Source organism: Bartonella sp. TT110JLCBS (assembly GCF_042193405.1).
Lineage (GTDB): Bacteria > Pseudomonadota > Alphaproteobacteria > Rhizobiales > Rhizobiaceae > Bartonella.
In genome coordinates this window covers 1-23,374 of the sequence record NZ_JBHILT010000014.1, presented here as the reverse complement: position 1 = coordinate 23,374, position 23,374 = coordinate 1, and the positions used below count along the sequence as shown (strand labels likewise).

18 protein-coding genes and 3 pseudogenes are annotated in these 23,374 nt (G+C 37.3%); 19 read left to right on the top strand and 2 right to left on the bottom strand.

All coding sequences use genetic code 11. The features are described from left to right. Positions 1 to 90 precede the first annotated feature (90 nt). Both ACFILW_RS06755 and ACFILW_RS06750 read left to right on the top strand, forming a co-directional pair. A complete protein-coding gene (locus ACFILW_RS06755) occupies positions 91 to 666 on the top strand; it encodes a c-type cytochrome (RefSeq protein ID WP_375623068.1) in 576 nt (191 codons plus the stop codon). Between the two features lie 727 nt (positions 667 to 1,393). Beyond that, positions 1,394 to 1,612, top strand: a pseudogene (locus ACFILW_RS06750) (Arm DNA-binding domain-containing protein); the annotation flags it as partial. Between the two features lie 337 nt (positions 1,613 to 1,949). Here ACFILW_RS06750 and ACFILW_RS06745 read toward each other — a convergent pair. Then, positions 1,950 to 2,744 carry a molybdopterin-synthase adenylyltransferase MoeB gene (locus tag ACFILW_RS06745; RefSeq protein WP_375623070.1) on the bottom strand — a complete coding sequence of 265 codons (795 nt, stop codon included), beginning with the start codon at positions 2,742 to 2,744 and terminating at the stop codon, positions 1,950 to 1,952. Between the two features lie 87 nt (positions 2,745 to 2,831). On the opposite strand from ACFILW_RS06745, the gene gshB reads away from it, so the two are divergent. The 16 genes and pseudogenes from gshB (at position 2,832) to ACFILW_RS06665 (ending at position 22,368) form a co-directional block, all read left to right on the top strand. Beyond that, positions 2,832 to 3,779 (top strand): glutathione synthase, encoded by a 948-nt coding sequence (gene gshB, locus ACFILW_RS06740; protein ID WP_375623072.1) that lies wholly within the window; start codon positions 2,832 to 2,834, stop codon positions 3,777 to 3,779. Positions 3,780 to 3,912: 133 nt separating this feature from the next. Next, positions 3,913 to 4,959 (top strand): PstS family phosphate ABC transporter substrate-binding protein, encoded by a 1,047-nt coding sequence (locus ACFILW_RS06735; protein WP_375685396.1) that lies wholly within the window; start codon positions 3,913 to 3,915, stop codon positions 4,957 to 4,959. A gap of 76 nt (positions 4,960 to 5,035) precedes the next feature. Further along, the gene (gene pstC, locus ACFILW_RS06730; protein WP_375623076.1) at positions 5,036 to 6,496 is read left to right on the top strand and encodes a phosphate ABC transporter permease subunit PstC; all 1,461 of its coding nucleotides are present in this window, start codon (positions 5,036 to 5,038) and stop codon (positions 6,494 to 6,496) included. After that, on the top strand, positions 6,493 to 7,785 hold the full coding sequence (pstA, locus tag ACFILW_RS06725) for a phosphate ABC transporter permease PstA (RefSeq protein ID WP_375623078.1): 1,293 nt from the start codon (positions 6,493 to 6,495) through the stop codon (positions 7,783 to 7,785). The genes pstC and pstA overlap by 4 nt, the downstream gene beginning before the upstream one ends. 51 nt (positions 7,786 to 7,836) lie before the next feature. Beyond that, a complete protein-coding gene (gene pstB, locus ACFILW_RS06720; protein WP_012230692.1) occupies positions 7,837 to 8,595 on the top strand; it encodes a phosphate ABC transporter ATP-binding protein PstB in 759 nt (252 codons plus the stop codon). Positions 8,596 to 8,616: 21 nt separating this feature from the next. Beyond that, positions 8,617 to 9,339, top strand: coding sequence for a phosphate signaling complex protein PhoU (phoU, locus tag ACFILW_RS06715; protein ID WP_375623081.1), 723 nt, complete (start codon positions 8,617 to 8,619; stop codon positions 9,337 to 9,339). A 551-nt stretch (positions 9,340 to 9,890) separates the two neighbouring features. Next, the gene (locus tag ACFILW_RS06710; protein ID WP_375623083.1) at positions 9,891 to 10,727 is read left to right on the top strand and encodes a cell wall hydrolase; all 837 of its coding nucleotides are present in this window, start codon (positions 9,891 to 9,893) and stop codon (positions 10,725 to 10,727) included. Positions 10,728 to 10,904: 177 nt separating this feature from the next. Continuing rightward, complete coding sequence (locus ACFILW_RS06705; RefSeq protein ID WP_375623085.1) at positions 10,905 to 12,152, top strand: aminopeptidase; 1,248 nt, start codon at positions 10,905 to 10,907, stop codon at positions 12,150 to 12,152. Positions 12,153 to 12,423: 271 nt separating this feature from the next. Continuing rightward, entirely contained in the window at positions 12,424 to 13,299 is an 876-nt protein-coding gene (mutM, locus tag ACFILW_RS06700; protein WP_375685395.1) for a bifunctional DNA-formamidopyrimidine glycosylase/DNA-(apurinic or apyrimidinic site) lyase, read from the top strand. Positions 13,300 to 13,383: 84 nt separating this feature from the next. Continuing rightward, on the top strand, positions 13,384 to 14,778 hold the full coding sequence (locus ACFILW_RS06695) for a M20/M25/M40 family metallo-hydrolase (protein ID WP_375685394.1): 1,395 nt from the start codon (positions 13,384 to 13,386) through the stop codon (positions 14,776 to 14,778). Next, a complete protein-coding gene (locus tag ACFILW_RS06690; protein WP_375623091.1) occupies positions 14,771 to 15,391 on the top strand; it encodes a ribonuclease D in 621 nt (206 codons plus the stop codon). The genes ACFILW_RS06695 and ACFILW_RS06690 overlap by 8 nt, the downstream gene beginning before the upstream one ends. Positions 15,392 to 16,809: 1,418 nt before the next feature. After that, positions 16,810 to 17,139: a hypothetical protein gene (locus ACFILW_RS06685; protein WP_375623093.1), complete on the top strand. Its 330-nt coding sequence runs from the start codon at positions 16,810 to 16,812 to the stop codon at positions 17,137 to 17,139. Positions 17,140 to 18,159: 1,020 nt separating this feature from the next. Next, positions 18,160 to 18,993 (top strand): outer membrane protein, encoded by an 834-nt coding sequence (locus ACFILW_RS06680; RefSeq protein WP_375623095.1) that lies wholly within the window; start codon positions 18,160 to 18,162, stop codon positions 18,991 to 18,993. Positions 18,994 to 19,332: 339 nt separating this feature from the next. Beyond that, complete coding sequence (locus tag ACFILW_RS06675; RefSeq protein ID WP_375685393.1) at positions 19,333 to 20,154, top strand: outer membrane protein; 822 nt, start codon at positions 19,333 to 19,335, stop codon at positions 20,152 to 20,154. A 361-nt stretch (positions 20,155 to 20,515) separates the two neighbouring features. Beyond that, a pseudogene (locus ACFILW_RS06670) lies at positions 20,516 to 21,304 on the top strand (outer membrane protein). Between the two features lie 182 nt (positions 21,305 to 21,486). Next, positions 21,487 to 22,368 carry an outer membrane protein gene (locus ACFILW_RS06665; RefSeq protein WP_375623099.1) on the top strand — a complete coding sequence of 294 codons (882 nt, stop codon included), beginning with the start codon at positions 21,487 to 21,489 and terminating at the stop codon, positions 22,366 to 22,368. Between the two features lie 303 nt (positions 22,369 to 22,671). On the opposite strand, the gene ACFILW_RS06660 is transcribed toward ACFILW_RS06665, so the two are convergent. After that, the gene (locus ACFILW_RS06660; RefSeq protein WP_375623109.1) at positions 22,672 to 22,896 is read right to left on the bottom strand and encodes a hypothetical protein; all 225 of its coding nucleotides are present in this window, start codon (positions 22,894 to 22,896) and stop codon (positions 22,672 to 22,674) included. A gap of 14 nt (positions 22,897 to 22,910) precedes the next feature. Here ACFILW_RS06660 and ACFILW_RS06655 point away from each other — a divergent pair. Next, positions 22,911 to 23,374, top strand: a pseudogene (locus tag ACFILW_RS06655) (hemagglutinin repeat-containing protein); the annotation flags it as partial.

The following is a 23,374-nucleotide window of genomic DNA, read 5'->3' as shown; positions in this document are numbered from 1 at the left end:
TGTCATCTGTGATGCATTTATGATGTTGTGTGTTATAAAGAAAAAGCTTAAACTAAAAATGGTAATGAAACCGTGAACATTTGAGTTTTTATGAATCGCCCGAGATTTATTTATTTTATTTGTGCTTGTTTATGTGTGCTGGTCATTATTGTGGGGATTTCCACACTCAGCAATATAATTTACGATCATCCTACATCAGTCCAATATCATCATACAGTTGCCAAGAATGATATATTTCAAGAAAAACAAAAAGCACCTGATGTTTCCTTATCACTAAATAGCCGCCTTCAACAAGGCAATTTTGAAAATGGCCGTAAAGTTTTTCGCCAATGTGCCATATGCCATACTTCTGGACGCAATGAAGCAGGGCGTGTTGGTCCAGTTCTTTGGGGGATTGTTGATCGCCCTTTAGCATCAGCAGCAGGTTTTGCATATTCACGGGCATTGCGCGCGCATTCTGACCAAAAATGGGATTTTATCACTTTGGATCGTTATCTACATTCTCCACGTGAAGCTTTTCCTGGGACCATTATGTCTTTTCGTGGAATTAAAAATGACCAAGATCGTGCCGATCTTTTGCTTTATTTACGCAGTTTGTCCGATCATCCTGTTCCTTTACCAACGGATAATAATAAAGCGAACGAGCCAAACTCACTTATACCATAGATGTTAATTTTAGAAAGAAGTCTGATTTTTTTGTAATTTTAGTTTCACGGTTTTATAAAAAGAGCTCTTATTGATGTTTTGTTAGGGGGGGGAACGCCCCTCACGTAAAACAGAACACATTTAACGTTGCATGTTTACTCGCTTATTTTAAAGAGATCTTTTATAAAAATACACTCTTTACGCTGTCATCTGCGGATTGGTTTTCAAGATTTGTGGGCTTCACTTTTTCTACATATACTTGTCTGTAAAATTATAGCTGAAGGATTATCAATTCATGAGCCGCAGCTTTCTGCTTCTGAATGTAATAATTATGTAATTAAAGCTCTCCATGAAGTTTATCTTAATCCTTCTATACACATCAATCCCCATGTATTTTTTTATGAACAGAGACAATTGATTGTTCTTATACGTGCAATGATCCTAAGCTGCATTTTATGATGCTTGATGAATAGACGTTTTTTCTTAAGGTTAGAGGTGTAGGTACAGATCATTGACCTTTTATAGTATCGGTCACTAAAATATGACTTAGATTATTTATAGGTTGTTGTCTGTATAAGACATTGATTTATAATTATAATTTAGCGTTATTCACATTGAATTAGAACCCCGAATAACGTAGAATTCTCTCATTTCAAATCTGTGTATCTTGAATCAATCAAAATCACTTGCTTGCACGTCACAAGCGGGGCTGGCGTGTGGGTAAAAACTATAAAAGAAAGGAGTAAAAATGATTCTGATGAATCGGCTTAATGCAAGATCTGTCGCAACATTGGGGGCTGGCAAATATAATGATGGTGCCGGCTTGCTTCTTCATAAGCGTAAAGATGGAGGTGCTCAATGGCTGTATCGTTATACCATTCACGGTCGGCGCCGCGAAATGAGCTTGGGTGCCTTAAGACATGTCTCTTTAAAACAAACCCGTGAATTGGAAAACCCATGGCGGTCTGAAGTAAGCACTGCCATGTGAAACAATTTTTATGTGTGAATAGTAAAATAGCTGAATAGAATTCCGCTGATTGTATTTTTATCTACGCCGAAAATTTTTTACACAAGAACACTGATGGCCGCTACATTTGCATGAGTCTCTGTCCATTTATAGACGATGACATGAAATTATGTCGATAATCCATTATAGAGAATTATTTTTTCACAAAAGGTTTTCCATATTTGTGATAAATCTAATAGTTTCCATGGGTTACAGTGTTTCGATGATTTGCGATAAAATACTAGTATTTCAATATATGTTGCGAGAGTGCTAAAAATTAGTGGAAGAGAGGACATCATCATGATTCTCCAAGCTTCTTAATAACTATGGCATTTTCTTTATAATTTGAGCGTTTATAGGTAATAACATTAAATTGCGCTAATAATCCGTTATAGAGAAGAATCTTTCCTACTAATGGCTCTCCGATGTTTGTGATCATTTTAATAACTTCCATTGCTTGTAGGGTCCCAATAACGCCAGGTAAAACACCGATGATTCCAGTTTCAGCGCATGTTGGGATAGTCCCGTGAGCTGGAGGGGTGGGAAATAAATCGCGATAGTGAGGATTATTGTCTTTATACGGCATAAGGACGGTTAATGAGCCATTAAAACGTTCTACAGCACCACTTATTAAAGGTTTTTTGCATTGGGCAGCGTGATCAGCAAGAAGATAGCGTGTCGTAAAATTATCACTTCCATCAACAATGATGTGGTAAGCATTGAGCAGTTTATCCACATTACTTTTATCTAAGCGTAGGGTGTGTTTTTCAACTACAACATGGGGATTTATTGCTTTTATAGTGGTTTCAGCACTGTCTGTTTTGCTTTTGTTTATTGCATTTGTTTTATGAATAACTTGGCGTTGTAAATTGGAAAGTGAAACGATGTCGTTATCGACAATTCCAAGGGTTCCAACACCTGCAGCAGCCAAATAGGTTAAGACAGAAGCACCAAGACCACCGGCGCCCACAACAAGAACGCGTGCTTTTTTTAGCTTTTGTTGTCCTGCGCCACCAATTTCAGGCAAAATGATATGGCGTGCATAGCGTTCGATTTCTTTGTTGTTTAATTTTATATCTGTTTCTTGTGTCATAAATTTTCTCTTGTCATAGTTCTTTTATTGTTTACTAAGTTTATGGTGCATAGACCAGTCTGCTTTTAGGATAGGGAGGATTTATTGATGAAAATTGCCATTCAGATGGATCATATTTCAACAGTTCGGATTCAAGGAGATACGACATTTGCACTCGCTTTAGCAGCACAAGAACGTGGACACTCTCTCTTCCATTATACACCAGATCGTTTATCTCTGTGTAATGGTTGTGTGATTGCACGACTAGAGCCATTGATTGTACATGATAAAGAGGGAAGCCACTATCAATTAGAAAAGCCTGTTCGCACTGAATTAACAGATATGGATGTGGTTCTTTTACGCCAAGATCCACCTTTTGATCTCAATTATATCACAACAACTCATTTGTTAGAACGTATTCATCCTAAAACACTCGTTGTGAATGATCCGGCATGGGTACGCAACAGTCCAGAAAAAATTTTTGTTACTGAATTTTCCGATCTGATGCCAGAAACATTAATTACCAAAGATATTGAAGAAATAACAGCTTTTAGAGAGACATTTGGCGATATTATTGTTAAACCACTTTATGGAAATGGGGGCGCTGGTATTTTTTATTTAAAACAAGATGATCGCAATTTAGCATCATTGTTGGAAATGTTTGCAGAAATTTATCACGAACCGTTTATTGTTCAGCGCTATTTAGAGGCAGTACGAAAAGGAGATAAAAGGATTATTTTGCTTGATGGTACACCTGTTGGAGCTATTAATCGAATTCCGACAGAAACAGATGTTCGTTCTAATATGCATGTTGGAGGTCGCGCGGAAAATGTTGAGTTAACAAAACGTGATTATGAGATTTGTGAACGCATTGGTCCAGCTTTAAAGGAACGCGGTCTTCTTTTTGTGGGGATTGATGTGATTGGAGATTATATAACAGAAATTAATGTGACGTCTCCTACAGGAATTCGTGAAATTAAACGCTTCTGCGGTACAGATGTTGCTCATTTGTTTTGGGATGTTATTGAGTTCAAGCGTTCAAATGAATTTATTTGACAGAGGACAAAAACATGGTTTTTAAAAATGATCCATATTGTTTTTTTATATTTGTTATGTTGCAAATGTGAACTAGAATGACCGTATAATATAAATTAAGAGGCTTTATCCTCAATTTTTAGGGAGCTTATAGATGAATAGAGTATTATCAATTGGAGTGGGATTGTTTTTTGCGCTACTGCTGTCAGCAAATGGAGGCAATGCGCGCGATCAAATACAGATTACTGGTTCATCTACAGTTTTACCTTATCAAAAGATTGTTGCTGAAACATTTGGGGAAATTTATCCTCATTTTAAGGTTCCTGTTATCGAATCTGGTGGAACAGGAGCTGGTATTAAGGAATTCTGCCGTGGTATTGGGGAGAACACTGTTGATATTGTTAATGCTTCGCGAGCAATGAAACCGAGTGAATTACAGTCTTGTTTTGATGCTGGTGTAAAAGATGTTGAGGAAATACGTATTGGGTATGATGGCATTGTTTTTGCAACAGATATTAAGGGACCTGATTGGAAATTACAGCCAGTAGATGTTTATAAGGCCCTTGCTGCTCGAATTATTATAGACGGAAAGTTGCAGCCCAATAATGTTTCGAGATGGAATGCAGTTAATGGTGCTCTTCCTGACTGGACGATAGCAGCGTATATTCCTGGAGAGAAGCATGGAACGCGTGAAGTTTTTGAAGAAAAATTACTTGCTGTAGGCTGTAAAGAGAGTGGAGCGGTTGAGACGATGAAGTCTTTAGGGATGGATGATAAGGAAATATACACTGCTTGTATTGCAGTACGTAAGGATGGAAAAGCGGTTGATATTGATGGTGATTATTCTGAAACATTTGCGCGTCTAACTTCTAATAAAACAGGGGTTGGTATTTTTGGTTTGTCTTTTTATCAAAATAATGCCGATAGGCTAAAGGTTGCCGATATTAACGGTTTTGCGCCAACAGTTGAGACGATTTCTAGTGGACAATATCCAGTTTCTCGTCCGCTTTTTTTCTATATTAAGAAAGCACATTTAGGTATTATTTCAGGTTTGCGAGAGTATGTTGATTTTTTTCTTTCTGATCAAATGATTGGTCCAGAGGGGCCTTTGGCTGAATATGGTTTGATTGTTTCTCCTGAAAAGGAACGTCAAGCACAGCGTTCTGATTTTTCTGCTGGTCGAGTAATGACATTGAAATAATTGGCTGGGAATAATTTGTTGGATTTCCAAAGTAAGAGTTTTTGGTGCTATTTTTTTATAAGAACTGAAAGATAAAATGCGCATTTCCTTCATTGTTTTGCTGTTGTTGACTCTTGGATTTTGTGGCTTTTGTATTTCTTATATGCGAGCACGCTTTCTTGAAGACAGACAACATAAAATGCATTCTCGTGCGTATTATTATGGCTGGTGGACATTTTTGATTACTGTTATTCCAGCTTTTATTTTTTTAATTTTTTGGGATGCGGGGAGTACAATTTATTTAGAATATAATGCCTCTCAAGAGCTTGGGGCGTATAGTGCGCATGTAACAGAGCCTGTAAATCATGATCTACTTTGGGAGACACTTCGAAGTCTCGTCAAAATGCTTCATCACTTTGAAGGGGACCTTTCTACCGTTTCCTATAAGAAAGTGCAGGAACAATTACTCACGAAAGGGTTTGTTTTACCTCATGAAGCATCGGATGATGTGTTCAAAATAGCACAATCATGGGTATTTTCTTCTGAAAAGCTTCAGTTTATTGGTCATGGTTTCCTTTTTGCTATTGCGTTCTTTGGTTTTATCTGTGGAATGATGCAAATTGCTCCTCAACAGCGTGCGCGTAATAAGGTTGAATCTTTGATTATTATTGGCTTGGCTTGTGCTTCTATCGTTGCTATCTTGACGACAATAGCCATTGCACTTTCTATGTTTTTTCAGACAATAAGCTTTTTTCAGTCTGTATCCTTTTCGAATTTCTTTTTAGGAACGGTTTGGGATCCACGTTTTTCTGCGAGCGGTTCAAGCAATGAAGTAGGACAATTTGGTTTAATACCGCTTCTTGCTGGTACGCTTTATATTGCATTTGTTGCCATGCTTTTTGCTGTACCTATAGGATTATTTTCAGCTCTTTATATGGCCGAGTATGCTTCTTCGCGATTGCGAGCAATTGTGAAGCCATTGTTAGAAGTTCTTGCTGGCATTCCAACGATTGTTTATGGCTTTTTTGCTTTGAAGGTTGTAGGACCATTTTTACGTGATCTCTCTGCTTCTCTCTCAGACGGGGTTAGTTTTATTATGGCGCAAAGTGTTTTGACTGCTGGAGTTGTGATGGGAATTATGTTAATTCCTTTTGTTTCCTCTTTGTCAGATGATGTTATAACAGCTGTTCCACGTATTTTACGTGAAGGTTCTTATGGTTTAGGAGCAACGCAGTCTGAAACGATTAAGAAAGTCGTTATACCTGCAGCGCTTCCAGGGATTATGGGAGCAATTTTGTTGACGGCATCGCGTGCAATTGGAGAAACAATGATTGTGGTTTTGGCGGCAGGTGTTGCAGCAAACTTAACACTCAATCCTTTCGAAGCAATGACTACGATGACTGTTAAGATTGTTAATCAATTAACCGGTGATTTTGAGTTTAACTCTCCACAAACTCTGGTGGCTTTTGCCTTGGGAATGACACTCTTTGTTATGACACTTTTGATGAATATTCTAGCTCTTTATATTGTGCGTAAATATCGGGAACAATATGAATGAATGAAAAAATTCTTTTTCCTCGTCGCAATATTAGCCTCAAACGTCGGTATTGGGCTGAACGTCGTTTTCGTGCCTATGGTTTAATTGCCATTTTTATTGGTTTGTTTTTTTTATTTGCACTTTTATGCTCTATTATTAGCCAAGGTTATACAGCTTTTTTTCAAAGTCAAATGACATTATCAATTTATTTGGATGAAAAGATCATTGATCCAGGTGGTCAACGTAAAACAAATCCACAGGTTCTCATAACGGCGAATTATCCGATTCTTGTACGCAATGCTTTAGCAAAGAAACTTGATATCGATCAAAATGATCGAGCTTCTCTGCGGGATGTTAATCGTATGTTTTCAAATGGCGTCCGTGTTCAACTTCGTGAAATGGTGACAAAGAATCCAAAACTGATTGGCACAATGCAAAAAATCAAAGTTTTGGCAGCTGCGGATATCGATTCTGCTTATAAGGGGCAGATTGATCTGCATGTAGCAGAAAAAAACCGTAAAGTTTCTAATCGACAAGTAGAATGGATAAAGCGTTTAGCGCATGATGGTACGCTTTATAAAACATTTAATGTTGGTTTTTTTACATTTGGCGCTTCAAGTCGTCCTGAAACTGCGGGCTTAGGTGTTGCGATCATTGGTTCTCTTTATATGATAGGCATCGTTTTATTGGTTTCACTCCCGATAGGCATAGCGACGGCTCTTTATTTGGAAGAATATGCACGCAAAAATAAATTTACAGATTTTATTGAAGTTAATATCAATAACCTTGCTGCTATTCCTTCGATTGTATTTGGTCTTTTAGGACTCGCGGTTTTTGTTAATTTTTTGGGGTTACCACGTTCAGCTTCTTTGGTTGGTGGTCTTGTTTTAGCGCTCATGACACTCCCCACGATCATTATTGCGACACGTTCTGCTTTGCGTGCTGTTCCTCTCTCTATTCGTGCCGCAGCGTTAGGGTTGGGGGCATCAAAAACACAAATGATTTTTCATCATGTTGTTCCTTTAGCAGCACCTGGTATTTTGACAGGCACAATTATTGGAGTAGCTCAGGCTTTGGGTGAAACTGCGCCTTTGCTTTTGATTGGAATGGTTGCTTTTGTTGTTAATATTCCTACGACCCCCATGGATCCAGCAACAGCTTTGCCTGTTCAAATTTTTATGTGGGCGGGTGAAGCAGAGCGCGCTTTTGTTGAAAAGACGTCGGGGGCTATTATTGTATTAATGATTTTTTTGGCGATCATGAATATTTCTGCGGTTTTTTTACGTCGACGATTTGAACGCCGCCAGTAATTTTAATAAAATAACAACTTCGATAAGATTTTTGTAAGGTGAATTTTTATAATGAAAATTAAAATGCGTGGTCAGGATGTGAAGGTTTCTTATGGAGACAAAGAAGCACTCCATGGTATTACACTTGATATTCCTGAACATCAAGTGACGGCTTTGATAGGTCCATCAGGATGCGGGAAGTCGACTTTTTTGCGTTGTTTTAACCGTATGAATGATACGATTGAAGGCGCTAAAATAACGGGTCTTATTACCTTAGATGGGGAGAATATTTATGACACACGGATTGATGTTGTAGAATTGCGTGCACGTGTAGGAATGGTTTTTCAAAAACCTAGTCCTTTTCCAAAATCTATATTTGAGAATGTTGCTTATGGACCACGCATTCATGGTTTAGTTAAAACGCGTTCTGAATTGCATGATGTCGTTGAAAAGAGTTTGAGGCAGGCAGGTTTGTTTGAAGAAGTAAAAGACCGACTTCATGATCTTGGAACAAGTTTATCAGGAGGACAACAACAGCGTTTGTGTATTGCACGCGCCATTGCGGTTAGTCCTGAAGTTATTTTGATGGATGAGCCCTGTTCGGCTCTTGATCCCATTGCGACAGCACGGATTGAAGAGCTTATCGATGCATTGAGGCAGAATTATACAATTGTTATCGTAACGCATTCCATGCAACAGGCCGCACGTGTTTCTCAATATACAGCTATGTTTCATTTAGGGCATTTGGTAGAAGTTGGTGCGACTGAAATGATCTTCACCTCACCAAAAGAACAACGGACGCAAGATTATATTACGGGACGTTTTGGATAGGTGAATTGAGGAGTATAAGATATGTCTATGAATCATACTGTCCGTTCTTATGATGCAGAACTAAAATATTTAAAAGCAAGGATTACAGAAATGGGGAGCCATGCAGAAAGGATGATTGAACGTTCTGTCGCATCGGTTGTGTGTAGTGATCTTCAACTTGCAACGACAGTGATTGCCGATGATGTATTTTTAGATGAAGCAGAACGTGACATTGATGAAAAAGCGGTTGCTATTATTTGCAAACGTCAACCGATGGCTGTAGATTTGCGTGAAATTATTGGAGCCATTCGTATTTCTTCTGATCTTGAGCGGATTGGGGACATGGCCAAAAACATTGCTAAGAGGACTGTTGCACTTTCAGAAATACGTCAATCTACGTCCTTTTATCATGGGCTTGAAGCGATTACAGCTTTAGCTCTCAATCAATTAAAAGAAGTCTTAAATGCTTATACGAGTCGCTTATTAGAGCGTGTTGACGCGGTGCGTGAGCGTGATGAGAAGATTGATGCTTTGTATACTTCTCTTTTTCGTGAACTTTTGACGTATATGATGGAAGATATGCGCAATATTACGGTTTGTACGCACTTACTGTTTTGTTTAAAGAATATTGAACGAATTGGTGATCATGTTACTAATATTGCTGAAATGCTGCATTATATCATAACGGGTTACCATATGTCCTCTGATCGTCCTCGCGATGACCTTACTTATAAAGTTGGGGTAGATGAGAAGAAAATAAATTAAAATTTTTCTTATATGTATAAAATAAGTTTGTAGATATGTGAGTATTTTCTTACAGTGCAGCTATAGAAAGAATAAGATAACCATCTTATGGAAAAGCACAAAGAAGCAACAAAGAGTTTTTTCAGAGAAGCATGGCAGATTGCTAACTCTTTGTTTGACATATTTGTATATTAGATGATATCATCACTCGTATTGTGGCAGGAGGGGAGTTTTCTAGGGGAATTTCCTTTCAGATCATTTTGTTAAAATTTTATATTCAAAGGGGATATCTGTATTATTTTTTTCGTATGTAGAAGAAATGGATAGTGTTATTTTATTATAATTGAAACGTATAGGTTATTATAGCCTATATTGAACCGTGAAGAATAACAATATTGATCTGTAAATTAAGAGTTTTTTATTTTTTATTTTGCATAGATACTTTTTGATTACCTCTTGTATTAAAATTTTGCTGAGTGGTAACAATTAGCTATGTACTTTATTGAGAGATACATTTAAAGCTCATTTCAAAACTTGAATAGCTCAGAGATTATAGGAATGTGTTGCATAAGATGAAAAAAAATCGTTTGAATGTTTTTGTTACCTGTTGTGTAGCGCCATTAGTTGTTGTGGGATGTGCTTCAAGTCATTTAGATACTGGAAAAGTAAATAATAATAAGACAAAAACGGTTACGTATCCATTGACAGAGCGTCAATGTCTTATGAGAGCGATGTATTTTGAATCAAATCGCACAAGCCGAGAAGGGATGATTGCCGTTGGAACGGTTGTTATGAATCGTGTTAATTCAACCGCCTATCCTAAGACAATTTGTGGTGTTGTTGGTCAATATAGGCAATTTGCTCCTGGTGTTTTAACGCGTCCTATGACGGAAAAAGCATCTGTTGCTCGTGTAAGAGAGGCGGCTGATGCTGTTTTACGGGGTGAACGAGATAAGAAAGTTAAAAACGCTAAGTTTTTTCATACCGCTGGTTTGTCTTTTCCGTATAAAAACATGCATTATGTTCAGGTTGCAGGGGGAAATGCTTTTTATGAAAAACGATCACGTGATGGGTCGCTTCAAATTCCTACGAATAATCGCCCTTATGATGTTGCTTATGCCTTTGCCCAAGAACGTTCTGGTAATACGCCAAGCTTTGTAGATGAAAGTTTAGAAAGTAGAGAAATAAGAACAGAAAAGAGTATATCTTCTTCTACACAGGTAGCACAGTCCAAGACGGACCATCCTACGTCTTTTGCGATGGTACAGCTTGATAAAGTTCCCATTCCCGCCTATGCGCCTCAACATCCAGCTAGGAAAGAGGAAAATAAATCGGTTATGGCGTTGCCTTCATCAGATCAGTTAAATGCAATTGTTGCAATGTTAGAAAAGCGGTACACAATCCGATAATTTTTGCACGACCAAAGAAGGGTTTTATCATCCCTTGCGGTTTATGAATTAAGTAAATCCTTTGGCGATGATAACACTTACAAATATAGGTGAGGAAAGTAAATTCAAAGGATCTGAAAAACAATTTATAATATGACGACATAAAGAACGCATTCTATTTAAAGAAGGGTATTGGTAATGTACTTTGATATTCATGAGACAATTTCGCCTGAAATGCTTAATCGTCTTGCAGAAATTACAGTGAAAGTGGGGTTGAATTTACAAGAGGGGCAGGATCTTGTTTTAACTGCTCCAGTTTCAGCGTTACCTTTTGTTCGGCGTATTGCATATCATGCTTATAAGGTTGGTGCTGGTGTCATTACACCAATTTTTAGTGATGATATGTTATCACTTACACGGTTTGAAAATGCCCATACAGCTAGTTTTGATTGTGCCCCTTCTTGGCTCTATGAGGGAATGGCAAAGGCTTTTGAAAATGGGGCAGCGCGTTTAGCGATTGTTGGTGATAATCCTTTGCTCCTTTCCAATCAGGATTTTGATAAGGTTTCACGTTTAAATAAAGCCACTTCAATAGCTTACCAGCCGGCACTCAAGCAAATATCAAATTTTGCTATGAATTGGTCGATTGTTGCTTATCCAACAGCAGGATGGGCTGAGGCAATGTTTCCTTCTTTACCACTTAATGAGGCGATTAAAAAATTAGCTGATGCAATTTTTTCTGCTTCACGTGTTACAGGAGAAGATCCGGTGCAGGCGTGGACTGTCCATAATGCACATTTGAAGAAACGGTCATCTTGGCTTAATGAGCAGCGTTTTTCTGCCTTACACTTTACAGGGCCAGGGACTGATTTAACTGTTGGTTTGGCAGATGATCATGAATGGCATGGTGGTGCATCCATTGCTCAAAATGGTGTTATTTGCAATCCGAATATTCCGACAGAAGAAGTTTTCACGACTCCTCATGCTCATAAGGTTGAAGGTTTCGTTCGCTCAACAAAGCCCCTTTCCTATCAAGGAACTCTGGTTGATAATATTGAAGTACGTTTTGAAGCAGGGCGTATTGTTGAGGCTCGTGCATCAACAGGCCAAGAAGTTTTACAGCAGGTTTTGCAAAGTGATGAGGGTGCAAGCCGGTTGGGCGAAGTTGCCCTTGTGCCCCATTCTTCACCAATTTCTAAGAGTGACCTCCTTTTTTATAATACCTTATTTGATGAAAATGCTGCATGTCATATTGCTTTAGGGCAGTGTTATTCCAAATGCTTTTTAGATGGAGCGTCATTGACAGCAGAAGAGATTGCAGCGCGTGGTGGGAATAAAAGTATCATTCATATTGACTGGATGATTGGTTCTGGTGAAATTGACATAGATGGCATTACCCAAGATGGTGTAAGAGTTCCTGTATTTCGTAAGGGTGAATGGGCTTAATTTTGTTACCATAAAACACCGTCATTTGAGGTGGGGTGGGATGTAAGTCTCATTGATACGTTAAGTATTTTAGAGTGTGTGGTATATATTCAAGGCAGGGCTTGACCATAAAGCCTTTAGTTAAATGACTCACATGAGTAGGAATCCGAGTAAAATCCACTCATCAAGAATTTGTTTAGTAGATGTAGAGGAAGTCTTCGTTTTTTGAGGGGGGAAGAAGTCAATTTATCAGTGATACGATTGGAAAGTGTATAATTATTAAAGAAGAGTAATGCCTGAGCTTCCTGAAGTAGAGACAGTTCGTCGTGGACTTGAGTCCGTTGTAACTGATGCAAAGATAGTATCTGTCAAACTTAATCGTAGAGATTTGCGCTTTCCTTTTCCTGAGGCTTTTTCTGAGCGCCTTATTGGCAGAACAATTATAGAACTTGGTCGGCGTGCGAAATATTTATTATTTCATCTTTCTCAGGATGAAACGATTTTAAGCCATTTAGGAATGTCTGGTTCATGGCGTATAGAGAATGATTTTTTAAGAAAAACTTGCTCAGCGTCAAGTAAATTAGTTAAACATGATCATTTTGTCATGGATATTCAGACAAAGAATGGTGACGTTTATCGTCTTATTTATAATGATGTGCGTCGCTTTGGGTTTATGCTTTTAGTCGATACGGATAAGCTTTATGAACATCCACTTTTAAATAAGCTAGGTCTTGAACCTATGAGTAATTCGTTTTCTGGTCGTTATTTACAAAAGGCTTTTGTTAATAAAAAAATGTCTCTCAAGGGTGTTTTACTTGATCAGTCTATTGTTGCAGGTCTTGGGAATATTTATGTTTGCGAAGCACTTTGGCGGAGTCGTTTGTCTCCACAACGTGGTGCATTTACATTGGCATCAAAAACGACACGTGCATGTGAATTTGCAGATTCTTTAGCACAAAATATACGCAATGTGATTTCTGAAGCCATTTTGTCTGGTGGCTCTTCTTTACGTGATTATATGCGTATAGATGGTTCACTTGGTTATTTTCAACATGCTTTTTCAGTTTATGGACGAGAAGGCAAGCAATGTTTGGAATGTGGAGCGCCTATTATGCGCATTTTACAGGCTGGACGTTCAAGTTTTTACTGCTCACAATGTCAAAAATGAATAAGGCGTCTTGCAAAATCTTACAAGAGGCTTAAAGTCATCGTATCTATAATATAATTACACAAGGCTTGAAAGGTTTTTTTTATGCTGAATAAAGTACTAACACATCTTGATGGAAATATAGAGAAGAGCCTTGAACGCCTTTTTTCTCTTTTACGTTTTCAATCGATTTCTACCGACTTAGCTTATAAGGATGCATGTCGTAAAGCAGCTGATTGGTTGGTAGAAGATTTAAAAACAATAGGTTTTGAGGCTTCACGGCGCGATACACCAGGTCATCCAATGGTTGTTGGACATCATCCAGGACCTTCAGATGATTGTTTGCATGTGTTGTTTTACGGACATTATGATGTTCAACCTGTTGATCCATTGAGTTTATGGGAGGATGATCCATTTACACCTTCTTTAAAAGAGAGAGATGGAGAGAAAGTTATTTGTGCTCGTGGAGCTTCAGATGACAAAGGTCAGTTGATGACTTTTATTGAAGCATGTCGTGCATTTAAGAAAGAAACAGGGCAGCTTCCTATTAAAGTTACTATTTTATGTGAAGGCGAGGAAGAGAGTGCTTCTCCTTCCCTTATTCCTTTTTTAAAAGCAAATACAGATGAACTTAAGGCAGATTATGCATTGGTTTGTGACACGTCAATGTGGGATGCGAATACACCATCTATTGCTCTTTCTCTTCGGGGAATTATGGCAGAAGAGATTATTATCACAGCAGCTAATCGTGATTTGCATTCTGGTTATTTTGGAGGAGTAGCAGCTAATCCCATTCGTATTTTAACGAAAATCTTAGCAGGACTTCACGATGAAAATAATAGGGTAACACTTCCTGGTTTTTATGATGGAGTAGAAGAAACACCTCCACATATTTTACAATCATGGAATGCGCTTAATTGTACTGCTGAAAATTTTCTTGGTCCTATAGGACTTTCCGTTCCAGCTGGTGAAAAAGGGCGGAGCATTTTAGAGCTTGTATGGGCACGTCCTACCATGGAAATTAATGGTATTAGTGGCGGCTATGAAGGGGAAGGGATGAAAACGGTTATTGCTTCTCAAGCGAGTGCAAAAGTATCGTGTCGTTTGGTGCATAAGCAAGATCCAGAGAAAATACGCCAAGCGTTGCGTGATTATGTACGTAGCTCAATTCCTGCTGATTGTAAGGTTGAATTTAAGAATCACGGTTCTTCTCCGGCACTTCAGATTTCTGATGATTCATCTTTTATCAAGGAGGCGAAGGATGCCTTATCACAAGAGTGGGAAGTGCCTGCTGTCTTGACAGCCATGGGGGGATCGATCCCAATTGTAGCAGATTTTCGATCAATTCTTGGTATGGAAACTCTTTTGGTTGGTTTTGGACTGGCTGATGACCGTATTCATTCTCCTAATGAAAAGTATAATTTAAAATCGTTTCATAAGGGGCAGCGGTCTTGGGCGCGTATTCTTGCTGCTTTAGCAAGCAGGAGGGTAAATGGCTGAGATTCGCGTTCATCAAGGTGATTTACCAAACTTAGACAATTATAAAACTGATGCCATTGCGATTGATACCGAGACTTTAGGATTACAACCCTATCGTGATCGTTTATGCGTTGTTCAGCTTTCTTCTGGAGATGGTACTGCTGACGTTATACAGATTGCTAAAGAACAAAAGAGTGCACCCAATTTGATAAAATTGCTTGAGGATAACGCAATTACCAAAATATTCCATTTTGGGCGTTTTGATCTTGCTATTTTAGCGCATACATTTGGTGTTATGCCAGAAGCTGTTTTTTGTACAAAGATTGCTTCGAAACTTACGCGCACTTATACGGATCGTCATGGCTTGAAAGAAATTTGTAATGAACTGCTGAATGTGAATATTTCTAAACAGCAACAATCTTCGGATTGGGCGGCAGAAACGTTATCACAGGCACAAATTGAATATGCTGCGTCGGATGTGTTATATTTACATCGTTTAAAAGTTATATTTGAAGAACGTTTAAGACGTGAAGAGCGAGAAAATGTTGCCAAGGCATGCTTTCAATTTTTGCCTATGAGAGCTAGGCTTGATCTTTTAGGATGGGCGGAAGTTGATATTTTTGCGCATAGCTAACTTTAAAATTGGCTTTTAAATAGAGTTAATTATTGATGTGAGAGGACAAAATGCTTGTACATTATGGGCATTTTATCCTCTCATCTTTTCTGATAAGAATTATAATAAATTCTTAAGTGCTATTTCATTTGAAGTTTAGGTAATAAAAGTACTTTTGCGAATTCATATTTTTTATTTTTTTAACAGCTTTTATTTGAAACAAAGCAATTTTGAGGAGAGGCTGAAAACATACGGTAGGTTGGAAGACTTAAATCTCTGCAACCGGTATACAGCCTAATTGGGGGAGAATATGAATGTGTAAATGTAAAAACCAAAACTCATCTTTACCATCATTTTTAATTCGGCTTTACGACGTTCAAAAGTATTTAAAGCAATGTCTGTTAAATAATAGAGATTACGCATTGCCTCATGTTTTTAATGGATTTACGTTCTTCGTGTAAAACAGAACGCCCTAAACGGAATATATTTGTGTTGCTAATTCATGTGCTTTTTTAAAGAAACCGGCACCCAAGTCCATTTTACGGCGGCGCTTATGAATGGTATAATGATAACGCCCTCAAAAATATGATATAAAATCTATTGAACACTACCATCTTCATGCTTATGGAGTAACAAGCCGCTATCATCCACACAACTGTGCCAATTCCCAATGTTGTGTAAGTCCTTAGCCCTTGGTACGGTTCATAAGAGACATTTTTAGTCTTTTTTATCCACACAGCTTTCCCCACTTATAACGTGCAAACAAATGGTGTTGATTGATTCAACATGAAAAAGATTTGGAATGAGAGAATCTTATGGTATTTAGGGTTCTTATTCAATATGAATAACGATAAACTATCATTATAAATCAATATACTATATGATTAATGTATAAAGATAACCACGATTATACTGAACAATGCAAAGAACGACTCCTAGAAAAATTTGTTAGAAACAAGTCAGCAAGAGCGCTTTTTACTCAATCAAAATGTTGCAATAGCTTTTGTATTTAAGCATTCTCGTAAGAATTTCTCCTTTTTTCAAGACTTTTATCCATATACAAACCTTATTTATGATGTGTAAGCGAATAAATTTGCTTAATGTATAATGAACAAGTTTGAAATGAGATAATATTCTAATATTTGAGGGGGGTATTCAATATGGAAAATATAGATTATATATATAAATCAATATGTTGGTGTAAAATTCGTATAGTTTATTATTTTCAGACGATACTTCGTGCCTTTATTTATTACTCGATAAGTAATTTCTATGTTGGCAGAGCAGGGCAATTTTCTTTTATTTTAAAAGCAAAATTCTCCAAAGCTTTATTTTAAAGGATTTTCACTTTTTATCTATAAACACATTATTTTTCTCTGGAAATTTGCAATGAAGGCACTAGATAAAATCCATTATGGATATTTAATGAGGTTAAATTTATGAATATAAAATATTTTATTACAACTTTTGCTACTTTTGCTTCAATCTCTATCACTCAGAGTGCGAGTTTTTTAGCGTCTCAAAACCTTGTACAGAGAGCATCTTCGACTATTCCTCCAATAGGTTTTTTTTCTGGTGAACAGCTTTGCAAGTTATTATCTGAAGTTTTTCAGATAGAACTTTCTTGCACAAATAACAGCGAATGCATAACAGCAGCTAAGTTAGTACCTGTGTTACATTCTGGTAAAAAAAGAGATCATTATCCTAAAAAAAGACCAGGGAAAAGAGGACGGCCAAACCTATTTGCACGAGGTCCAATGAGTTTTTAAAAAGTGAAAAAAACATAAAGAAGTATAATATATGCTTTGAAGTTGAAAAAGAGGGATATTTTTTCTGCCAAATTCATGATTTTTAAAGCAAGGGGTGGTTTGAAAACTTTAAGAAAGATTTCTCATTTTTTCAGCTTTAAGGAGATTTCTATATAAGTTTTAATGTTTATCATACCGGTTGTCTGTCTTTAGGTATTTTTTTCAATTTCGTCTTGTAAAGGAGTATGAAATGATAGCCTACAAATAAGGCTGAAGCTCTGAAAAAGACTTTACTATAAGGTTGAGAGAAGAAAAAAATGGTAAGTATGTCAAAAAGGAATAAATGCCTAAATTAAAAACAAAGAGCAAGCGTGATGAAATTGCATGTAATCTTGTTGCAGTTCATAGGGTAGTGAAGATCTTGTTCTGTAGGGTACAAGCATTCTTTACAATGATGAAAAAATAATCAAAGAGCTATTCACATTTGGTTATACGAAGGATGAAGCTAAAAACGTTGTTTGTATGAATTTAAATGGAACTGTTACATTTAGCTGCTCTCAATATTGTAACAGTCTTCATTGTTATAATATTGAGAATATTAATAGGAGCCATTCTAGCTTTTAAATAGTTTTATTTATTCACACACTTGCGCGTTTGTGAGGTGCAGGGGGGATGGTTTCTTTAATATAAAAAGGCTTAAGATAAGAGCATCTTCAATATTACAGATGAATGAATATAAAAGATATTTTTTCATTATAAATCAATATATTATATTTTCATGTCAATAGTATACGCTTTACACGGAGGATACTGTGACACAGATTTTTTGCAAAATTATAAAGGAGAGCAAATGTGAGGAAAAGGGATCATTTGTGCATGGGCATAGTTTAATTCTCATTTATTACAGATCAAGCAATTAAGGGTGCTTTGATTGGCTTTTTGTTTTTTTTATAAGTGTGTCATTTTTACTACAGATATCTGAAGATGGGGCTCTATATGAAATGATGTGTTCAAATAAATATTCAGCTATGGAGAGAAAATATGAATATGAAATGGTTAATAACAGCTTCTGCTTTCGCTTTTGTTTCAGCTTCAGCAGCTCAAGCAGCAGATGTTATTGTTCCCCCCAGTCCAACACCTGTTGCTCCCGTTATTGTTGCTCCAACTTTTTCTTGGACAGGTTTTTATGTTGGGGGCCAGATTGGTGGTTTTTCGGGTAAAACGAAAATGGATATTCTCAGTAATGGAAACAAGATTCCAGCGCCTGATGACCTTTTGCCTAAACTATCTGGTTTCATGGGTGGTCTTTACGCAGGTTCCAACGTTGATCTTGGTAATGGCCTTATTCTAGGTGTTGATACAGATATCATGTGGTCTAATAAAGATGATACGAAGACAGGAAAAACATATGTCATTGCCCCAGAACACATCAATTATATTAACAAGGTATTAAAAGACGCTGCAATTAATATTGGTAAAGATGCGCTTAAACCTGGTGCTAAACGAACCCACAGTTTCACTTTTAAACAAAAATGGGCTGGTGCAACGCGCGTGCGTATTGGTTTTGCAGCTGAACGCATTATGCCTTATGTTGCTGGTGGTATCGCTTATACACAGCTTCAAGATAGTGCGTTGATTTCAATAACAGATAAAGATTCAGACAAAGTAATCGCTTCTGGTACTCTGTCTGATGAAACAAAGACCCTTGTTGGTTACACGCTTGGTGCTGGTGTTGATTTAGCAATGACCAATAACGTTATTGTCCGTGCGGAATATCGTTACTCTGATTTTGGTAAAAAGAAATTCTCAAATGATAAATATGAGACATCTTATAAAACCAATGATTTCCGTGTTGGTGTTGCTTACAAATTTTAATAGATGGTAAGTTAAATAACGAAGAGGCTCTGTCTTTGACCGAGCCTCTGTTATTCTTTGTTGCTATATTATCACACAATACATAATTTATTGTGGATGTGAAAAGATATTATTCAGATTTTCTTAAAAAAATTCATAGACAACAAACAAAAGTTACATTTAAAAATCAATAAGTTATTTATATATATATATCTTTAGGTTTCTCGTACAAAATCAAGCTATGAAGCAATTTTGTCTGGGATGTGCCCTCCATTTTCTGTGACTGTATCATTTTTACTACAGCTTTTCTTTCTGTAATCTTGTAGCACTGTGCTCATAAATAAATTAGGAGCAAAGTTTATGAATATAAAATCTTTAGTAACAACTTCTGTTATCGCTATAGCGGCAGCTTCTGCAGCACAAGCTGCTGATGTTGTCATCCCTCGTGAAACAGCCCCAGCAGTCATCACAGCAGCCCCTGCCTATTCTTGGACAGGTTTTTATCTTGGTGCTCAGATTGGTGGGCGTTCAATAAAATCTGATAACTTTTCAAACGATTTTAAGTTTTCCGGTATGATCGGTGGCCTATACACAGGTTACAATATTGATCTCGGCAGTGGTGTGATCTTCGGCTTGGATACAGATGTCTCTTTTGTTGGTAAAAAAGACACAGTTAATTACGGTGAACATACGGTTGGAGGATTATTAAATAAAACTGCTGAAGGTATTACTAAAATCCTTACAGAAGCTAAGATTCCAGTGAAAGATGGTCTAAAAGTTGCATCAGGAGATGCATACACCGAAAGTGTTACTCTGAAAGAAAAGTGGTCTGGTGCTACACGCGTTCGCATTGGATTTGCTGCTGATCGTATCATGCCTTATATCGCTGGTGGTGTTGCTTATACGCAAATGCAAGGAATTTCCGCGATTGAAGTGAAAAAAGCTGTTGATACTTCTGCTGATTCTGGTAAATTGGTTGCTTCTGGTAACGTATATGATGAAACAAAGACCCTTGTTGGTTTCACCCTTGGTGCTGGTGTTGACTTCGCAATGACAGACAATGTTCTGTTACGTGCAGAATACCGTTACTCAGACTACGGTAAAAAGAAATACTTTAAAGACACAGCTGAACTTCAATACAGAGTCAATGATTTCCGCGTTGGCGTTGCTTACAAATTCTAATTTCGTAAAAAACGAAATAAACTTCCAAGAGGCTCTGTCTTTGACAGAGCCTCTATTATTTTCTGTTGTTATATTATTACCCACTCCATATTTATTGGAGATATAAAAATATTTTCATAAACGACAGGCAAGAATTACATTCAAAATCGATAAGTTAACTTACGAATTCTCGTACGGAGTGAAGTTAATAACGTTGTAAAGTCATGCAGCGATTTTGTTTTGAGTGCATCCTCCATTTTCTATAACTGTATTATTTTTTACTACAGCTTTTCTTTCTGTAATCTTGTAGCATTATCCTCTAAATAAATGAGGCGCAAAGTTTACGAATACAAAATCTTTAGTAACAACTTTTGTTATCGCTATGACTACAGCTTCTGCGGCACAAGCTGCTGATATTGTCATTCCTCGTAAAACAGCTCCAACAGTTATCATAGCTCTTTCGTTTTCTTAGACAGGTTTTTATCTTGGTAGTTAAGTTGGCAACTTTTCAAGTCAAAGTTTATGTATTTGATTTTGAGACAAAAGAAAAAACTTCAGATAAAGATGCGCTACCTATGCCTTCCGGTTTCATAAGTGGTATTTATTTAGGTTACAACGTAGATCTTGGAAATGTCCTTATTCTAGGTGTTGAAACTGATACAGTCTGGGCAGACCGAGGAGAGACGAGGACGGTCTCAAAGATTCTTACGATTAATGATTTTAATGATGAATTTGAAGATGCTGGTGTTACATTGGATGAAAATGAAAAGTTTCAAAAGGGTGACACAGCAGTTTATCGCATTGGTTTCAAAGAAAAAGGTCTGGTGCAACACGGGTTCGTGTTGGTTTTTCCGTCGCTGATCGTATTATGCCTTATCTTGCCGGTAGTATTGTTTATGCGTAAATACAGGGTGTTGGTAAAATTTCAGGAACAAAAAAATCGGCAAATGATAACCCAAGTAAAGCATTTTCTGCTACGGTATTTGATAAAACAAAAACGATGGTGGATTTCACTCTTGGTGGTGGTATAGATTTCGCGATGACAGATCATATTCTGCTTCGTGCGGAATACTGTTACTCAGACTTTGGTAAGAAGGAATTTAAAAAGGATTATCTTAAACTAGGCTACAAAAGCAATGACTTTCGTATAAGTATCGCTTACAAGTTCTAATTTCATCAAAAGTGCAATTATGAATAAAAAGTATTAATAAAAAATTAAATTTTTAAGAGATATTGACTTTTACAAAACCGCTGTTTTCTGGGGTTTTATTTGTATGATTGTGACATTTTTACTACAGCTTTTCTATCTGTAATCTTGTAAGGTCGTTTGATAGTTAATTTAGGAGCAAAATTATGAATACAAAATCTTTAATAGCAACTTCTATTGCCGCTTTAATTTCAGCTTCTGCAGCACAAGCTGCTGATGTGGTGATTCCTCATGAAGTCGCACCAGCAGTTATCGCTGCAGCCCCTTCATTTTCTTGGACAGGTTTTTATCTTGGTGGTCAAGTGGGCAACTTTTCGAGTAAAACTAAAGTAACTATTCCAGGAGAAGATAAAGGACTTTTCAAAAAAGATAACACACCTAGTCCTTCTGGTTTCATGGGTGGTATTTATGCCGGATCTAACGTAGACCTCGGAAATAGTCTCATTCTCGGTGTTGAAACCGATGCAGTTTGGGCGGGCCGTGAAGAATCAAAAACAGCCCGTGAATTGACTCTTACTGAAAAAAATGCAGAAGATTTTAATGCTGCCCTTGAAAAAGCTAAGGTCGAATTAAAAGATCAGCAACGGTTTGAAATAGGTGACAAGGTAACGGAAAAGCACAGTTACAAAGAAAAATGGTCTGGTGCTACACGTGTTCGTATCGGTTTTGCTGCTGTTGACCGTATTATGCCTTATGTTGCTGGTGGTATTGCCTATGCGCAGGTACAGGGCATTCAATCAGTTACAGGAAAAGGAGAGAGAGTTAAAGTTGAGCAAAAAGCTGATGTGGTTGAAAAACCACCAGTTAAGCAAAATGTAGATTTGACTGGTGGTACTTGGGCTGATGACACGAAGACAATGGTTGGTTTCACTATTGGCGGCGGTGTTGACTTTGCAATGACAGACAACGTTCTTTTACGTGCAGAATACCGTTACTCCGATTTTGGTAAAAAGAAATTCGCAAACGATACACGTGAATTCAACTACAAAACCAATGACTTCCGTGTAGGTGTCGCTTACAAATTCTAATTTCGTAAAAATGAAATTAGAAGCATAAAAAATACTAAGGCCTCGTTTAACGGGGCCTTTATTTTATTAGCTCTCTATTTTATAACTACTTATTATATAAAATCTTATATCACGGCTGTCATTTTACGCTTAAGTGAAAAGTATTTAATTAATCTCAGAAATAGGACAAGATCATAACCAGTGACGAACATTAGTCTACTTTTATATACCAGATTAGAGCGAGCGTACTACATATATCTGTTGGAGTAAGCTTTGGGAAATACAGTCTCATTGGGGAAGAATATGAAGATGTAAAGATAGGAATCAGTTTCCAACTTTACCATCTTCTTTTAATTTAGCTTTACGATTTTCAAAAGCATTTAGAGCAATGTCTTTTAAATAATGAAAATGAAGATGACGCATTGTCTTACGTTTTTGTTTATTGCATTTTTTAATGAGATCATACTCCTCATGCAAAACAAAACACCCTAAACGGAATACACTTGTTGTTGTGTATTCACACATTTGTTTTAAAGAAATATTTTTCAAAGTACATCAAGCCCACTTATGTCTCTGGAAAAGATTTGAATATTTTAGACTCTGATGTTCAAGCAACGGATAAACTTTCCTTACAAGCTGAGAGGAATGTTTCGATTGATGCCACACGCAACAGTACCAATAGCCATCGCGGGGATCAAACTTCTCATGTTGCCGTGCACAATGGCTCTCATTTAAGTTCTGGAAAAAATACCACTGTTCTATCGGGTGGCGATATCCATATTGCTGCTTCCGATATAGATGCCAAGGGCAATGTTGCTCTTGGCGCCCAAGGGGAGGTAACAATAGGGGTAAGAAACGATGAAGTGGAATATCATCTTCGCACCAAAAACACGAAAGTGGACATGCAAGCCTCTCATGCCGTTGGCTCTTCGATAAAATCGGGAGGTGATACCACTGTCATTGCAGGGCAGGATGGCAAACCGCATGATCTTAGCATCACAGGCAGTTCCATTGCGGCTGATGGCAA

Excerpts from the sequence above, each read along its gene's own strand:
- ACFILW_RS06755 (WP_375623068.1), top strand. The coding sequence starts at position 91 with ATGAATCGCCCGAGATTTATTTATTTTATTTGTGCTTGTTTATGTGTG.
- ACFILW_RS06745 (WP_375623070.1), bottom strand. The coding sequence starts at position 2,744 with ATGACACAAGAAACAGATATAAAATTAAACAACAAAGAAATCGAACGC.
- gshB (WP_375623072.1), top strand. The coding sequence starts at position 2,832 with ATGAAAATTGCCATTCAGATGGATCATATTTCAACAGTTCGGATTCAA.
- ACFILW_RS06735 (WP_375685396.1), top strand. The coding sequence starts at position 3,913 with ATGAATAGAGTATTATCAATTGGAGTGGGATTGTTTTTTGCGCTACTG.
- pstC (WP_375623076.1), top strand. The coding sequence starts at position 5,036 with ATGCGCATTTCCTTCATTGTTTTGCTGTTGTTGACTCTTGGATTTTGT.
- pstA (WP_375623078.1), top strand. The coding sequence starts at position 6,493 with ATGAATGAAAAAATTCTTTTTCCTCGTCGCAATATTAGCCTCAAACGT.
- pstB (WP_012230692.1), top strand. The coding sequence starts at position 7,837 with ATGAAAATTAAAATGCGTGGTCAGGATGTGAAGGTTTCTTATGGAGAC.
- phoU (WP_375623081.1), top strand. The coding sequence starts at position 8,617 with ATGTCTATGAATCATACTGTCCGTTCTTATGATGCAGAACTAAAATAT.
- ACFILW_RS06710 (WP_375623083.1), top strand. The coding sequence starts at position 9,891 with ATGAAAAAAAATCGTTTGAATGTTTTTGTTACCTGTTGTGTAGCGCCA.
- ACFILW_RS06705 (WP_375623085.1), top strand. The coding sequence starts at position 10,905 with ATGTACTTTGATATTCATGAGACAATTTCGCCTGAAATGCTTAATCGT.
- mutM (WP_375685395.1), top strand. The coding sequence starts at position 12,424 with ATGCCTGAGCTTCCTGAAGTAGAGACAGTTCGTCGTGGACTTGAGTCC.
- ACFILW_RS06695 (WP_375685394.1), top strand. The coding sequence starts at position 13,384 with ATGCTGAATAAAGTACTAACACATCTTGATGGAAATATAGAGAAGAGC.
- ACFILW_RS06690 (WP_375623091.1), top strand. The coding sequence starts at position 14,771 with ATGGCTGAGATTCGCGTTCATCAAGGTGATTTACCAAACTTAGACAAT.
- ACFILW_RS06685 (WP_375623093.1), top strand. The coding sequence starts at position 16,810 with ATGAATATAAAATATTTTATTACAACTTTTGCTACTTTTGCTTCAATC.
- ACFILW_RS06680 (WP_375623095.1), top strand. The coding sequence starts at position 18,160 with ATGAATATGAAATGGTTAATAACAGCTTCTGCTTTCGCTTTTGTTTCA.
- ACFILW_RS06675 (WP_375685393.1), top strand. The coding sequence starts at position 19,333 with ATGAATATAAAATCTTTAGTAACAACTTCTGTTATCGCTATAGCGGCA.
- ACFILW_RS06665 (WP_375623099.1), top strand. The coding sequence starts at position 21,487 with ATGAATACAAAATCTTTAATAGCAACTTCTATTGCCGCTTTAATTTCA.